This window comes from Rhodanobacter aciditrophus (genome assembly GCF_050026795.1).
Taxonomy (GTDB): domain Bacteria; phylum Pseudomonadota; class Gammaproteobacteria; order Xanthomonadales; family Rhodanobacteraceae; genus Rhodanobacter_A.
On the sequence record NZ_JALBWP010000010.1, the window covers coordinates 786,842 to 801,068 of the forward strand.

The following is a 14,227-nucleotide window of genomic DNA, read 5'->3' on the forward strand; positions in this document are numbered from 1 at the left end:
CTCGATGATCCGCGACACTTCCGCACAAGACCGCCTGGTCGTAGCCAAGCCCAACCGCAAGCGCCGCCTGCTCTTCATCGGTGGCGGCGTCGCCCTGCTGGTGGTGCTGGCACTGGCCATGCCCGGCATCCTCCGCCTGTTCTCGGCCGACGCCTCGGTGAGCGCGTCGCGGCTGGCCTTCGCCACCGTCGAGCGCGGGCCGTTCGTGCGCGACATCGCCGCCGAAGGCAAGGTGGTGGCGGCGAACAGCCCCACGCTCTACGCCACCTACGGTGGCGCGGCGGTGCTGAAGGTGCGCGCCGGCGACGCGGTGAAGAAGGGCCAGGTGCTGGCGGTGATCGACAGCCCCGAGCTGCGCAACAAGCTGGCCCAGGAGCAGTCCAAGGCCGACGCGATGAAGGTGGACTACCTGCAGGCGCAGGTGGATGCGCGCACCAAGCGCGGCGCCCTGCAGAAGGCCTACGACGACGCCCAGATCGACGCCAAGAGCGCCGCCAACAACCTCGACCGCGAGCAGAAGGCCTACGCCGCCGGTGCCTCTACCGGGGTGGCGGTCGACAAGGCCAAGGACGACCTGGAGAAGGCGAAGATCACCCTGGCGCACGCCAAGGACGATCTCGGCATGAGCAACGACAGCCTGAACTTCAACATCCAGGCGAAGAAGCTGGCGCACGACAACCAGATGCTGGTGGTGCAGGACCTGCAGCGCCAGGTGGACGACCTCAACGTGAAGTCGCCGGTGGACGGCCAGGTCGGCCAGCTCTTCATCGCGCCGGTGGCCACCGTGGCCAAGGACGCCCAGCTGCTCAGCGTGATCGACCTCACCGCGCTGGAAGTGGAGGTGAAGGTGCCGGAAAGCTTCGCCCGCGACCTGGCGATCGGCATGACCGGCGAGATCAGCGGCAACGGCAATACCTGGAAGGGCCTGGTCAGCGCGATCTCGCCCGAAGTGGTGAACGGCGAAGTGGCCGCCCGCGTGCGCTTCGAGGGCGCCACGCCTAAGCAGCTGCGCCAGAACCAGCGCCTGTCCGTGCGCATCCTGCTCGACAAGCGCGACAACGTGCTCACCGTGCAGCGCGGCTCCTTCGTCGACGAGTCCGGCGGCAGCTACGCCTACGTGGTCAAGGACGACATCGCCACCAAGACGCCGATCCGCGTGGGTGTCTCCAGCATCGACAAGGTGGAGATCCTGCAGGGTCTGAAGGAAGGCGACCGCATCGTGATCTCCGGTACCGACAGCTTCAAGGGCGCGCAGCGCGTGGCGATTGCCCGCTGAGGTCTTCTCCTCCGCGCGATCCCCATGCACACCGACACCCCGCGACAAGCCGGGATGATCCCGGCCTGAGGTCACCGCCCCTCTCCCGAAAGGAGAGGGACTTCAAAGCACCATCCACCACCACCGAGGAACGTGAACCATGCTGAAGATGACCCACCTGTCCAAGGTCTACCGCACCGAAGTGGTGGAGACCTACGCGCTGCGCGATTTCAACATCGACGTGAAGGAGGGCGAGTTCGTCGCCGTCACCGGGCCTTCCGGCTCGGGCAAGACCACCTTCCTCACCATCGCCGGTCTCCTGGAAACGTTCACCGGCGGCGAGTACCACCTCGACGGCATCGAGGTGAGCAACCTCAACGACAATGCGCGCTCGAAGATCCGCAACGAGAAGATCGGCTTCATCTTCCAGGCGTTCAACCTGATCCCGGACCTCAACGTGTTCGACAACGTGGAAGTGCCACTGCGCTACCGCGGCATGAAGGCGCCGGAGCGCAAGCAGCGCATCATGGACGCACTGGAGCGGGTGGGCCTCGCCTCGCGCTACAAGCACTATCCCGCCGAGCTCTCCGGCGGCCAGCAGCAGCGCGTGGCGATCGCCCGCGCGCTGGCCGGCAGCCCCCGTCTGCTGCTCGCCGACGAACCCACCGGCAATCTGGACACGCAGATGGCCCGCGGCGTGCTGGAGCTGCTGGAGGAGATCCACCGCGAAGGCGCCACCATCGTGATGGTCACCCACGATCCCGAGCTGGCCGCGCGCGCGCAGCGCAACGTGCACATCATCGACGGCCAGGTGGTGGACCTCGCCGAGGATCCGCGCTTCCACAACAGCGTGGCCGCGGCGCGCGGCAACGCCAGCCCGGCCTGATGCCTCCCGCAACCGTCGTCCCCATGCCCGCCCACTGCGAGTCCAGTCCATGCGTGTGAAGCTGCTGCCCGTGCTGCTCCTGCTCGCCGTCGCCCCGTTCCCGGGGCACGGTGAGGACCTGATGGACGCCTACCGCCAGGCCGTCGCCAACGACCCGGTGCTGGCCACCGCCGACGCACAACGCCTGCTGGTGGCCGAGGGCGTCCCGGCGGCGCGCGCCGCGTTGCTGCCGCAGCTGTCCGCGGGACTGGAGATGGATCAGATCCACAGCGGCGGCAGCACCCAGACCACGTCCGGCAACGGCAACATCGTGCAGACGGGCGGCGGTGGTCACGTGCGCGACCGCAGCCTCACCGGCAACCTCAGCCAGCCGATCATCGACCTGTCCGCCATTGCCAACCTGCGCGCGGCGCACGCCGCCCGCGACGCGCAGGAGCAGACCTACCAGGCCGCGTTGCAGAACCTGTACGTGCGCGTGGCCAACGCCTACTTCAACGTGCTGGTGTCGCAGGACCTGCTGGACATCGACCGCGCCTACGAGGACGCCTACAAGCAGGAGTACGACCAGACCTCCTCGCGTTTCAAGAACGGCTTGTCGATGGCCGCGGACGTCAGCCAGTCGAAGGCGCTCTACCTGTACATCAAGGCGCAGCGCATCAGCGCGGAGGACAGCCTCAAGGATGCGCGCCGGGCGCTGCAGCAGATCACCGGCAAGCCGGTGGGCGAGCTGAAGAAGCTGCGCGACGACCTGCCCATGCAGGCGCCGCAGCCGGACAGCGAGCAGGCCTGGGTGGACGCGGCGCTGAAGACCAACCCCACCGTGCTCGCCGCGCGCTACGCCGTGAGCAGCGACGAGCACAAGGTGACGGCGGCGCGCGCCGGCCACCTGCCTACGCTCACCGCGGGGGTGGGCTACAACAAGTTCGGCCAGTGGTCGAGCGCCATGCCGGGCACGGGCGCCTACGGGCCGGCCACCACCACGGTGGGCCTGACGCTCACCATCCCGCTGTTCAGCGGCGGGCTCACGCATGCGCGGGTGAAGCAGGCGCTGTACCAGCGCGATGCGGACCAGGGCGTGCTGGAAACCCAGCGCCGCCAGGCCGCGCGCGATGCCGCCAACTACTTCAACCTGGTGGTGGACGGCATCGAGCAGGTAGACAGCGCACGCGATTCGGTCGAGGCCGCGCAGAAGACGGTGGCCTCGATGCGAGCGGGCTACACCATCGGCACGCAGTCGCTGACCAACGTGGTGTTCGCCATCCAGTACCTCGCCAGCATGCAGAGCGAATACACCGTGGTGCGCCACCAGTTCGTGCTCAACAAGCTGCTGCTCAAGCAGGCCGCCGGAACGATCGACCTGCGCGACCTGGAAGCGGTCAACGGCTTGCTGCAATGAGTTTCGCTTCCTCCCCCGGCAAGCCCGGGAGGGGAAAACCGACAGAGGAACGTGATGTTCACCTACTACTTCCAGCTCGGCCTGCGCAGCCTGCGCCGCAACCCGGCCCTCACCCTGCTGATGGTGATGGCGATCGGTTTCGGCGTGGCCGCATCGATGATCACGTATTCCGTGTTCCGCGCGGTGTCGGGCAATCCGATTCCGGACAAGTCGGCGCAGCTGTTCACGCCGCAGATCGATGCCTGGGGCCCGCAGCAGAACCTGAAGGGCGGCGAGCCGGCGGAAGCGCTGGGCTACATCGACGCGATGGCGTTGATGCGCGCGCACGAGGCGAAGCGCCAAACCTTGCTGTATCCGGTGCAAGTGTCGGTTATGCCGGAAGGTGAACGCGATATGCCCATTGCCGCGAGCGGTTATGCCGTCTACAGCGATTTTTTCCCGATGTTCGATGTGCCGTTCCGGTACGGCGGCGGCTGGAACGCGCAGGACGACCAGACGCGTAGCACCGAGGTGGTGATCAGCGATCGGCTCAACCAGAAGCTGTTCGGCGGTGCCAACAGCGTGGGGCGCACGATCAATCTTGGTGGGCACGATTACCGTGTGGTGGGCGTAACCCGCTACTGGAACCCGAAACCGCGCTTCTTCGACATGTTCACCACCAGCGGTTTCGCTGACGAGTCCGATTTCTACATGCCGTTCACTCGTGCGCTGGATCTGCGGATGCGCACCGCCGGCCGGAACAGTTGCCGAGGCAAGCTCACTTTCAAGACCTGGCAGGACTACTTGCAGAGCAACTGCGTATGGGTCACGCCGTGGGTGGAACTGGACAGTGCAGCCGATGCCGCGCACTACCGGCGTTTCCTCGAGAACTATGCGGCCGACCAGCAACGGGCTGGCCGCTTCAATTGGGCGCCCAATGTGCGCCTGCGCGACGTGATGCAGTGGCTCGACCACGAGCAAGTGGTGCCGCCGGAGAGCCGCATCTCGCTCATGGTGTCGCTGGGCTTCTTCCTGATCTGCCTGGTCAACACGGTCGGCCTGCTGCTGGCGAAGTTCCTGCGCCGTGCGGGCGAGATCGGCGTGCGCCGAGCGCTTGGCGCGACGCGGCAGGAGATCTACGCGCAGTACCTGATCGAGGCGGGCACGGTGGGCTTGGCGGGCGGCGCGCTGGGACTGCTGCTCACCGCAGTGGGAGTGTCGGGCGTGGGGGTGCTGTTCCCGCCGGAGATCGCGAAGCTGGCCAGGCTCGATCTGTCGCTGGTGGCGCTCACGTTTGCCGTGGCCATCATTGCCACCGTGCTCGCGGCGTTCTATCCGGCATGGCGCGCGGCGCACGTGCAGCCGGCCTGGCAATTGAAGTCGAGCTGAGGAGACAGCCATGAATATCCAGATCAGGCCCATCCTCGTCGCCCTGCGCCGACACAAGGCGGGCACTTTGCTGATCGCGTTGCAGATCGCGCTGACCTTGGCCATCGTGTGCAACGCACTCTTCATCATCCATCAGCGCCTGGCCAGCCTGTCCGAATCCAGCGGCGTCGATGAGCACAACGTGTTCGTGATCGACAACCAGTGGGCCGGCAACATGTCCGCGCAGCAGATCGACGCGCAGATACAGGCCGACATGGTCGCGCTGCGACAGCTGCCTGCCGTGCGCGACGCTTCCCCCAGCAATGGCTATCCGCTGCAGGGCAGTGGCTGGGACAACTACGTCATGATGACGCCGGATCAGGTCAAGATGACCACCGACTCGGCGGTGTACCTGGGCGACGAGCACCTGCTCGATACCCTGGGCACACGGCTGATCGCCGGGCGCAACTTCCGTCCGGACGAAGTCGGCGCCATGGGCCCCCAGGAGATCAACGTCCCGCCGGTGGTCATCGTGACCAAGGCGCTGGCCGACCGGCTGTTCCCCGACGGTTCTGCGCTGGGCAAGTCGTTCTATTCGATGAGCACGGTGCCGACGACGATCATTGGCATCGTCGACGACCTGCACCGGCAGGGCACGGATCGGTGGAACAAGCCTTATGCCGGGCAGTCGTTGATCTGGCCAATGCGTTTGGACAACCCGTACGGCATCAGTTACATCGTGCGCGCCAAGCCGGGCCAGCTCGCCGCAGCGATGCGCGAGGCACCCAAGGCGCTGTTCGCGCTTAACCGCATGCGCATCATCGATCCGAAAGACGGCATCCAGGATTACGCCGAGATCCGCCATCGCGCCTACGACAGCGACCGCGGCATGGCGATCCTGATGGGCATCATCAGCGTGGTGCTGCTGGCGATCACCGCGGCGGGCATCGTGGGCCTCACCAGCTTCTGGGTGGGCCAGCGCCGCAAGCAGATCGGCGTGCGTCGCGCGCTGGGCGCCAGGCAGCGCGACATTCTCGGCTATTTCCTCACCGAGAACTTCCTGATCAGCGCGGCGGGCGTGCTGCTGGGCGCCGTGCTGGCGATCGCCTTCAACCTGTGGACGGTCACCCACTTCGAGATGAGTCGCATGTCGATGGCCTACGTGGGCATCGGCGTGGTCGTGCTGCTGCTGCTGGGACAGGGCGCCGTGCTGGCGCCGGCGCTGCGCGCATCGCGCGTGTCGCCGGTGGAGGCGACGCGCAGCGTGTGAGTTGCTTTTGATCCCTCCCTTGCGCGCAGGGGAGGGCTGGGCGGGGTGCTTTCGATCTTGCGAGGCCTCCCTCCCGACCTCCCCCTGCAAACGGGGAGGAGACAAATCACCGGAGAGACGCAATGTTCACCTATTACCTGGATCTGGCACTGCGCAGCCTGAAACGCAGCCCCGGCCTCACCGTGCTGATGGTGCTGGCGATCGGCTTCGGCGTGGCCGCGTCGATGACCTCGTGGTCGGTGTTCCGCGCCGTGTCGGGCGACCCGATTCCGTGGAAGTCGTCGCAGCTGTTCGTGCCGCAGGTCGACAACTGGGGGCCGAACGGTCGCCAGCCGGACGGCGACCCACCGAACGCGATGGACTACACCGACGCTACCGCACTGATGCGCGACCACCGCGCCAGGCTGCAGTCGGCGATGTACCAGATCTCACCCTCGATCGTGCCCGCCGAGGCCACCAAGCATCCGATCAACGTCAGCGGCCATGCAGTGTACGGCGAGTTCTTCCCGATGCTGGACGTACCGTTCCTGTACGGCAGCGGATGGAGCGCCAGCGACGACGCCAACCGTGCCCAGGTGGTGGTGATCAGCAGCAAGCTCAACCAGAAACTGTTCGGCGGCGCCAACAGCGTGGGCAAGACGGTCAACATCGAGCGCAGCGACTACCGCGTGGTGGGCGTGCTGAACGACTGGAACCCGCAGCCGCGCTTCTACGACGTGGTCAACTCGGGCGGCTTCAACAGCCAGTACGACGACGTGTTCCTGCCGTTCCAGACCGCCATCCAGGCCAACATCCAGAACGACGGCAACACCAATTGCAACGCGATACCCAAGGAGCCCGGCTTCGCCGGTCTGCAGCATTCCGAATGCGTGTGGATCGCCTACATGGTCGAGCTGGACGATGCGGCGGCGGTGACGAGGTACCGCGACTACCTGCAGGGCTACGCGCGCGAGCAGCAGCAGGCCGGCCGCTTCAGCTGGGCGCCGAACAACCGCCTGCGTGATCTGCCGGCGTGGCTGGACAACCAGCACGTGGTGCCCAGCGACACCAAGGTCTCGCTGCTGGTGGCGCTTGGCCTGCTGCTGGTGTGCCTGGTCAACACCATCGGCCTGCTGCTGGCGAAGTTCCTGCGCCGCAGCGCCGAGATCGGCGTGCGCCGCGCGCTGGGCGCGCCGCGCAAGGCGATCTACCTGCAGTTCCTCACCGAGGCGGGCATGGTCGGCGCGGCGGGTGGCGTGCTGGGCCTGCTGCTGACCTGTGCGGGCGTGGCCAGCGTGGGTTGGGTGATGCCGAAGGACATCGCCGCGCTGGCGCGGCTGGACGTATCGCTGCTGGTGCTCACCCTGCTGGTGGCGGTGATCGCCACGATGCTGGCCGGGCTGTACCCCACCTGGCGAGCCTCGCGCGTGCAGCCCGCGTGGCAGCTGAAGAGCAACTAGCCGGTCGTCACCCCGGCGAAGGCCGGGGTCCAGCGACTTTCAACTACAGCAAGGCACTGGATTCCGGCGTTCGCTGGAATGACGTGCAGAGAGGATTCCGCCATGAAACTGCATCCCATGATCGCGGCGTTGCGCAAGCACAAGGCAGGCGTGGTGCTGATCTCGCTGCAGATCGCGCTGACGCTGGCGATCGTCTGCAACGCCATCTTCATCATCGGCCAGCGCATCGACCGGGTGAACCGCCCCACCGGGCTGGACGAGAGCAACCTGTTCCTGGTCACCCAGCAGTGGGTGGGCGCGCCCAGCGCCGACACGGCCGACGGCGTGGCGAAGCTCGATGCCATGCAGAAGGAGGACCTCGCCGCGCTGCGCAGCCTGCCCGGCGTGGCCTCGGTGGCGCCGATCAACTCGCTGCCGCTGCTCAACTCGTCCTGGAACGGTGCGGCCTCGACCAAACCGGGCGTGAAGTTCAGCGACAAGGGCAGCAACGTGCGCACCACGTACTACTTCACCGACGAGCAGGCGATGGCCACGCTGGGCCTGAAGCTGGCGGCCGGCCGCGCGTTCAATGCCGGCGACGTGCAGCACCAGGGCTTCCGCGACAATCCTCCGCGGCCGATCGTCATGGTCACCAAGGCGCTGGCGGACAAGTTGTTCCCCCAGGGCAACGCGGTGGGCAAGGCGATCTACCTCGACGGCAGCAGCACGCCCAGCACCATCGTCGGCGTGGTGGCGCGCCTGCAGGTGCCTGCCACCGGCACCTGGGTCAACGGCTTCACCTGGAACGCCACCCTGGTGCCGACCCGGCTCGACGCGAACTACGCGCGCTACGCGGTGCGCACCAAGCCGGGCCAGCTGGAGACGGCGATGCGCGCGGTGGCCCCGGCGCTGTATCGGGTGAATCCGCTGCGCGTGCTCGACGACAACAGCGTGAAATCGTTCGCCGACATCCGCGCCGAGGCCTACCGCGCCGACGTGGGCATGGCGATCCTGATGGGCGTGATCTGCCTGGTGCTGCTCAGCGTCACCGCGGCGGGCATCGTGGGCCTCACCAGCTTCTGGGTGGGCCAACGCCACCGGCAGATCGGCGTGCGCCGCGCGCTCGGCGCGCGCAAGGTCGACATCCTGCACTACTTCCAGCTGGAGAACCTGCTGATCGCGGGCAGCGGCGCGCTGATCGGCATCGGCATGGCCATCGGCCTCAACCTGGCGCTGATGCGCTACTACGAGATGGATCGCCTGCCGGTGTTCTACGCGCTGATCGGCGTGGTGGCGGTGCTGGTGCTGGGCCAGTGCGCGGTGTTCGTGCCGGCGCGGCGCGCCTCCAACGTGCCGCCGGTGACAGCCACGCGCGCGGTTTGATCGCCCCCTCTCCATGCGGGGAGGGGAGTGCAACTGAGGAGATGTGAAGTGTTCGGCTACTACCTCGACCTTGCCCTGCGCAGCCTCAAGCGCAACCGCACGCTTACCGCGCTGATGGTGCTGGCGATCGCGGTGGGCATCGGCGCGTCGATGACCACGCTGACGGTGATGCATCTGCTGTCGGGCGACCCGTTGCCGGGGCGCAGCCAGCACATCTACTACCCGCAGGTGGACCCGTCGCCCAAGCCGGACCCGCAGCATCAGCCCTGGGACATGATGGACTACCGCTCGGCGATGGACCTGTGGAGCGCGCATCGCGCCAACCGCCAGGCGCTGATCGCACGCGCCACGCTGAAGCTGCGCGCGCCGGAGGTCAACCAGCCGCCGCTGATGGCGTCGGTGCTGGCCACTACCAGCGACTTCTTCGCGATGTTCGGCGCGCCGTTCGAGTACGGTCAGGGCTGGAGCGCTGACGACGATGCGAAGAAAGCCCGCATCGCGGTGATCTCGGACGACCTCAATCGCAAGGTGTTCGGCGGCGCCGACAGCGTTGGGCGCACGCTCAGGCTGAAGGGAAGCGATGTGCGCATCGTGGGCGTGCTGGCGCCATGGCGGCCATCGCCGGCGTTCTTCGACGTGGCCGGTGGGCGCTTCGCGAACGGCGATACCGCGAGCTTCTACGCCAGGCCGGAGGACGTGTTCCTGCCGTTCGGCACCAGCGAGGACATCGCGCCTACCGACCTCGAGCCATTCACGTGCTGGGCAGAATGGGATGTCGGCAGCAAGCCCCTGCAGAACTCGCCCTGCCTGTGGGTGACGTTGTGGGTGGAGCTGGACGATGCGGCGAAGCTGCGCGACTACCGGGGTTTCCTCGCCGGCTACGCCGCCGAGCAGAAGCAGCTTGGGCGCATCGGCAACAGCGACAACACTCGCATGATGAGCCTGATGCAGTGGCTGGATTTCAACCACGTGGTGCCCAGCGACGTACGCCTGCAGACCTGGCTGGCGTTTGCCTTCCTCGCGATCTGCCTGTTCAACACGGTGGGGCTGCTGCTGGCGAAGTTCCTGCGCCGTGCCGGCGAGATCGGCGTGCGCCGCGCGCTGGGCGCCACGCGCCGCGCGGTATTCGCGCAGTGCCTGGTGGAGGCAGGGCTGATCGGCCTGCTGGGCGGTGTCGGCGGCTGGCTGCTCTCGCTGCTGGGGCTGTGGCTGATACGCCGGCAACCGGTGGAATACGCGAGCCTCGCGCACCTGGACGCCACGATGTTCCTCGCCACCTTCGTGTTGGCCGTGGCGGTGAGCCTGCTCGCGGGCGCCTTGCCGGCGCTGCGGGCCAGCCGCATCGCGCCAGCGCTGCAGCTGAAGACCTTGTGACGGATCCCGGGCCTGTCTCATGCAAACCAAACTGATCCTCGCCGCGCTGCGCAAACACCGCCTCGCCACCTTGCTGATCGCGATGGAGATCGCGCTGGCCTGCGCCGTGCTGTGCAACGCCTGCTTCATGATCGTCAATCGCGTGCAGCTGACCAAGGTGGACAGCGGCGTGGACGAGGCCGCGCTGGCGGTACTTCAGGTGGGCGGTTTCGACCCGGCACAGCCGGGCGACCTCAACGCGCGCATGGTCGCCGGCCTGCGCGCGATTCCCGGCATGCAGTCGGTGAGCGTGGTCAACACGGTGCCGTTCGGGGTGCCGACGGGCAATACCGGCGTCATGCTGGACAGCGCCGGCAAGCGATTCGGGGGCGTGGTCGGCCTGTACACCGACGGTCCCGGCAGCTTCGAGGCGCTGGGCCTGAAGCTGGTGGCGGGCCGCGCGCCGCAGGCCGCGGATTTCCAGCCGATGGCCACGTTCGCGCCGAACGACTCGCAGGTGGTGGTGAGCCGCACCCTGGCCGACCACCTGTGGCCCGGGCAGAACCCGCTGGGCAAGGAGTTCTGGAGCGGCGGCCTCCATTTCCGCGTGATGGGCGTGGCGGCGCACATGGCGCGGCCCGGCGCGGGCGAAGGTGGCACGGGCACGATCGAGTGGTCGGTGTTCGTGCCCACGCTGCCGGGGCACAACCTGGCCGGCACCTATCTGCTGCGTGCAGAGCCGAAGGACCTGCCGCGCGTGCTGCGCGACGCCAAGGCCGCGGTGGCGAAGATCGCTCCCGACGTGGTGCTCGATCACGACGCCAGCCGCACCATCTCCGACTTGCGCGGACGCTACTTCCGCAGCGACCGCGCGATGGCCGGCATGCTCGTCGGCGTGATCGCCGCGCTGCTGGGGGTTACCGCCCTCGGCATCGTGGGACTGGCCAGCTTCTGGGTGGCGCAGCGGCGCAAGCAGATCGGCATACGCCGCGCGATCGGCGCCACGCGCGGCGACATCCTGCGCTACTTCCAGACCGAGAACTTCCTGATCGTCACGTTCGGCATCGCGCTGGGCATGCTGCTGGCGTTCGTGCTGAACGCGGTGCTGATGAAGTTCTACGAGCTGCCGCACCTGCCGCTGTACTACCTGCCGATCGGTGCGCTGGCGTTGTGGGCGCTCGGCCAGCTCGCGGTGCTCGGCCCCGCGCTGCGCGCGGCGGCGGTGCCGCCGGTGGTGGCGACCAGGAGCGTGTGAGGTTTCAAACCCTTCCTGTCTGCAGGGGAGGGCCGGAGTGGGGGGCTTGCGGCGCCGCGGAGGCGGCGCCTCCTCCCGATCCCTCCCTGCCGGCAGGGGGAGGGCAACCAAGGGAGACCGGGAATGTTCGGCTATTACCTCGATCTGGCACTGCGCAGCCTCAGGCGGAACAGGATGCTCACCGCGCTGATGGTGCTGGCGATCGGGCTGGGTATCGGCACCAGCATGACCACGCTGACGGTGCTGCACGTGCTGTCGGGTGATCCGATTCCGCAGAAGAGCGCGCAACTGTTCCGCGTGCGCATGAACGTGTTTCCCGACGACGCGTTCAAGCCCGGGGACAAGGTGCCGGACAACCTGACCCGTCGCGACGCCGAAGCGCTGCTGCACGATGCGCGCGCCGATCGTCAGGCGACGATGTCGGCGGGTTCGATGGTGATCGTGTCTCCCCGGGGCGATCCATTGAGCGTGGAGTCGCGCTACACCAGCGCGGACTTCTTCCCCATGTTCGATGCGCCGCTGCGCTACGGCCACGCGTGGAGTCGCGACGATGACACGCGGCATGCGCACGTGGCGGTGATCTCGGGCGCGCTCAACGAGCAGCTCTTCGGCGGTGTGGACAGCGTCGGCAAGATGCTGCGGGTCGGCGACCAGTGGCTGCGCATCGTCGGCGTGCTGGGCGACTGGGACATGAACCCGCGCTTCTACGACCTCAGCGACGGCCAGTTCGGCGACAGCGAGGACGTGTTCCTGCCACTGTCCACCGCACTGGACATGAAACTGCCCACCAGCGGGCAGACCTGGTGCTGGGGCAACAGCAAGGACGCACATGGTGCCAACGCCCCCTGCATCTGGCTGCAGTACTGGGCGCAACTGGATACGCCAGCCAGGCTCGCGGCGTATCGGCAATACCTGCAGAACTACGTCGCCTTGCAGCAGAAGGCCGGCCGCTTCCGCCATCCAGGCCAGCTCGCGCTGCAGGACGTGATGGAGTGGCTGGATGCCAAGGGTGTGGTGCCTTCCGACGTGCGGCTGCAGACGTGGCTGGCGCTGGGCTTCCTCGGCATCTGCCTGCTCAATACCGTGGGCCTGCTGCTGGCGAAGTTCCTGCGCCGCAGCAGTGAATTGGGCGTGCGCCGCGCGCTGGGCGCGTCCCGCCGCGCGATCTTCCTGCAGTGCCTGGTCGAGGCCGGCGTGGTGGGGCTGGGCGGCGGCGTGTTCGGGCTGGCGCTTGCCGCGCTGGGACTGGTGCTGGTGCGCCGCCAGCCCACCGACTACGCCGCCTTCATCCACATGGACCTGCGCATGCTGCTGGGCACCTTCGTGCTGGCGCTCGCCAGCAGCCTGCTGGCCGGCCTGCTGCCGGCGTGGCGCGCGATGAACGTGGCGCCCGCCGCCGCGATCAAGTCGAACTAGGGAACGCCGATGCATTTTCGCCACATACTCAGCGCCCTTGGTCGTCATCGCATCGCCGTGTGCCTGCTGGTGCTGGAGATCGCCTTCTCCTGTGCGGTGGTGTGCAATGCGCTGTTCCTGATCGGCAGCCGGCTGGAGCGCATGCACCGGCCCACCGGCGCGGACGAGGCGCACCTGATCCAAATCGGCGTGCGCAGCGTCGCGCCCGGTTCGGCGGACGCGATCATGGCGCAGACGCGCACCGACCTCGCGGCGCTGCAAGCCATCCCCGATGTGGCCGATGTGTCCGTCGTCAACCAGACGCTGTTCGGCGACGGCGTCAGCTTCAGCGGCGTCAGCCTGAGCGACGACCCGAAGGCGCCGAGCATTCCGGTCACGCAATACATGGGCAATGCGCAACTGGCCGACACGCTTGGCCTGAAACTGGCGGGCGGCCGCTGGTTCAAGCCGGACGAGTTCATCAGCTACGCGCAGCTGGAAAGCGACGGTTCCGGCGTGCCCGTCATCATCACCAGAGCGTTGGCGAGCCATTTCTTCCCGGGCCAGTCGGCCTTGGGCAAGACCATCTACGCCTTTGGCGCCAACCGGGTGGTGGGCGTGATCGACACGCTGGTGCAGCCGCGCGACTACGGCCCCGCCGCGTACTACGGCTATGCCATGTTGTTCCCGGTGGAGATGCCCTACGCGCAGGGCAGATACCTGATACGGGTGAAGGACGCATCGCAGCGGCAGGCCGTGATCCAGGGCGCATTGCGCATACTGAAGACCGACGGCCCGCTCCGGCTGGTTTCGCCGAAGAACGCCACCACGCTGGAAGCGGCGCGCGCGAAGTACTATCGCAACGATCGCGCCATGGCCTGGATGCTGGTGGGCGTGTGCCTGCTGCTGCTGGTGGTCACCGCAGTGGGCATCGTCGGTCTCAGCAGTTTCTGGGTGGCGCAGCGTCGCCGGCAGATCGGCATCCGTCGGGCCATCGGGGCGACGCGGGGCGACATCCTGCGCTACTTCCAGGCCGAGAACTTCCTGCTCGCGACCTTCGGCATCGCGCTGGGCATGCTGCTGGCCTATGGCCTCAACCTGCTGCTGATGCGGCATTACGAACTCGGACGGCTTCCCGGCTGCTACCTGCCGGTGGGGGCGGTCGCACTGTGGGCGCTCGGCCAGCTCGCGGTGCTCGGCCCGGCGCTGCGCGCGGCGGCGGTGCCGCCGGTGGTGGCGACCAGGAGCGTGTGAGGTTTCAGACCCTCC

11 protein-coding genes are annotated in these 14,227 nt (G+C 67.5%); all 11 read left to right on the forward strand.

What is annotated here, in order from left to right; all coding sequences use genetic code 11:
- Positions 1-4 precede the first annotated feature (4 nt).
- The 11 genes from ACQGNW_RS08395 to ACQGNW_RS08445 all read left to right on the forward strand — a co-directional run bounded on the left by ACQGNW_RS08395 (position 5) and on the right by ACQGNW_RS08445 (position 14,212).
- A complete protein-coding gene (locus ACQGNW_RS08395) occupies positions 5-1,276 on the forward strand; it encodes an efflux RND transporter periplasmic adaptor subunit (protein WP_426662664.1) in 1,272 nt (423 codons plus the stop codon).
- Positions 1,277-1,415: 139 nt separating this feature from the next.
- Complete coding sequence (locus ACQGNW_RS08400) at positions 1,416-2,141, forward strand: ABC transporter ATP-binding protein (protein ID WP_426662665.1); 726 nt, start codon at positions 1,416-1,418, stop codon at positions 2,139-2,141.
- A gap of 49 nt (positions 2,142-2,190) precedes the next feature.
- Positions 2,191-3,537: a TolC family outer membrane protein gene (locus ACQGNW_RS08405; protein ID WP_426662666.1), complete on the forward strand. Its 1,347-nt coding sequence runs from the start codon at positions 2,191-2,193 to the stop codon at positions 3,535-3,537.
- Positions 3,538-3,591: 54 nt separating this feature from the next.
- Positions 3,592-4,905, forward strand: coding sequence for an ABC transporter permease (locus tag ACQGNW_RS08410; protein WP_426662667.1), 1,314 nt, complete (start codon positions 3,592-3,594; stop codon positions 4,903-4,905).
- A gap of 10 nt (positions 4,906-4,915) precedes the next feature.
- Complete coding sequence (locus ACQGNW_RS08415) at positions 4,916-6,154, forward strand: ABC transporter permease (RefSeq protein ID WP_426662668.1); 1,239 nt, start codon at positions 4,916-4,918, stop codon at positions 6,152-6,154.
- A 122-nt stretch (positions 6,155-6,276) separates the two neighbouring features.
- Positions 6,277-7,593 carry an ABC transporter permease gene (locus tag ACQGNW_RS08420; RefSeq protein ID WP_426662669.1) on the forward strand — a complete coding sequence of 439 codons (1,317 nt, stop codon included), beginning with the start codon at positions 6,277-6,279 and terminating at the stop codon, positions 7,591-7,593.
- A gap of 102 nt (positions 7,594-7,695) precedes the next feature.
- Positions 7,696-8,955, forward strand: a complete 1,260-nt coding sequence (locus tag ACQGNW_RS08425; RefSeq protein ID WP_426662670.1) for an ABC transporter permease — start codon at positions 7,696-7,698, stop codon at positions 8,953-8,955.
- A gap of 48 nt (positions 8,956-9,003) precedes the next feature.
- Entirely contained in the window at positions 9,004-10,329 is a 1,326-nt protein-coding gene (locus tag ACQGNW_RS08430) for an ABC transporter permease (RefSeq protein ID WP_426662671.1), read from the forward strand.
- Between the two features lie 19 nt (positions 10,330-10,348).
- Positions 10,349-11,563: an ABC transporter permease gene (locus ACQGNW_RS08435; RefSeq protein ID WP_426662672.1), complete on the forward strand. Its 1,215-nt coding sequence runs from the start codon at positions 10,349-10,351 to the stop codon at positions 11,561-11,563.
- Between the two features lie 123 nt (positions 11,564-11,686).
- Positions 11,687-12,979, forward strand: coding sequence for an ABC transporter permease (locus ACQGNW_RS08440; protein WP_426662673.1), 1,293 nt, complete (start codon positions 11,687-11,689; stop codon positions 12,977-12,979).
- A 9-nt stretch (positions 12,980-12,988) separates the two neighbouring features.
- A complete protein-coding gene (locus ACQGNW_RS08445) occupies positions 12,989-14,212 on the forward strand; it encodes an ABC transporter permease (protein WP_426662674.1) in 1,224 nt (407 codons plus the stop codon).
- Positions 14,213-14,227 lie beyond the last annotated feature (15 nt).

What these genes read in the sequence shown, in the direction of transcription:
- ACQGNW_RS08425 (WP_426662670.1), top strand. Translation starts at nt 7,696, where the DNA reads ATGAAACTGCATCCCATGATCGCGGCGTTGCGCAAGCACAAGGCAGGC.
- ACQGNW_RS08410 (WP_426662667.1), top strand. Translation starts at nt 3,592, where the DNA reads ATGTTCACCTACTACTTCCAGCTCGGCCTGCGCAGCCTGCGCCGCAAC.
- ACQGNW_RS08400 (WP_426662665.1), top strand. Translation starts at nt 1,416, where the DNA reads ATGCTGAAGATGACCCACCTGTCCAAGGTCTACCGCACCGAAGTGGTG.
- ACQGNW_RS08445 (WP_426662674.1), top strand. Translation starts at nt 12,989, where the DNA reads ATGCATTTTCGCCACATACTCAGCGCCCTTGGTCGTCATCGCATCGCC.
- ACQGNW_RS08435 (WP_426662672.1), top strand. Translation starts at nt 10,349, where the DNA reads ATGCAAACCAAACTGATCCTCGCCGCGCTGCGCAAACACCGCCTCGCC.
- ACQGNW_RS08420 (WP_426662669.1), top strand. Translation starts at nt 6,277, where the DNA reads ATGTTCACCTATTACCTGGATCTGGCACTGCGCAGCCTGAAACGCAGC.
- ACQGNW_RS08440 (WP_426662673.1), top strand. Translation starts at nt 11,687, where the DNA reads ATGTTCGGCTATTACCTCGATCTGGCACTGCGCAGCCTCAGGCGGAAC.
- ACQGNW_RS08405 (WP_426662666.1), top strand. Translation starts at nt 2,191, where the DNA reads ATGCGTGTGAAGCTGCTGCCCGTGCTGCTCCTGCTCGCCGTCGCCCCG.
- ACQGNW_RS08395 (WP_426662664.1), top strand. Translation starts at nt 5, where the DNA reads ATGATCCGCGACACTTCCGCACAAGACCGCCTGGTCGTAGCCAAGCCC.
- ACQGNW_RS08415 (WP_426662668.1), top strand. Translation starts at nt 4,916, where the DNA reads ATGAATATCCAGATCAGGCCCATCCTCGTCGCCCTGCGCCGACACAAG.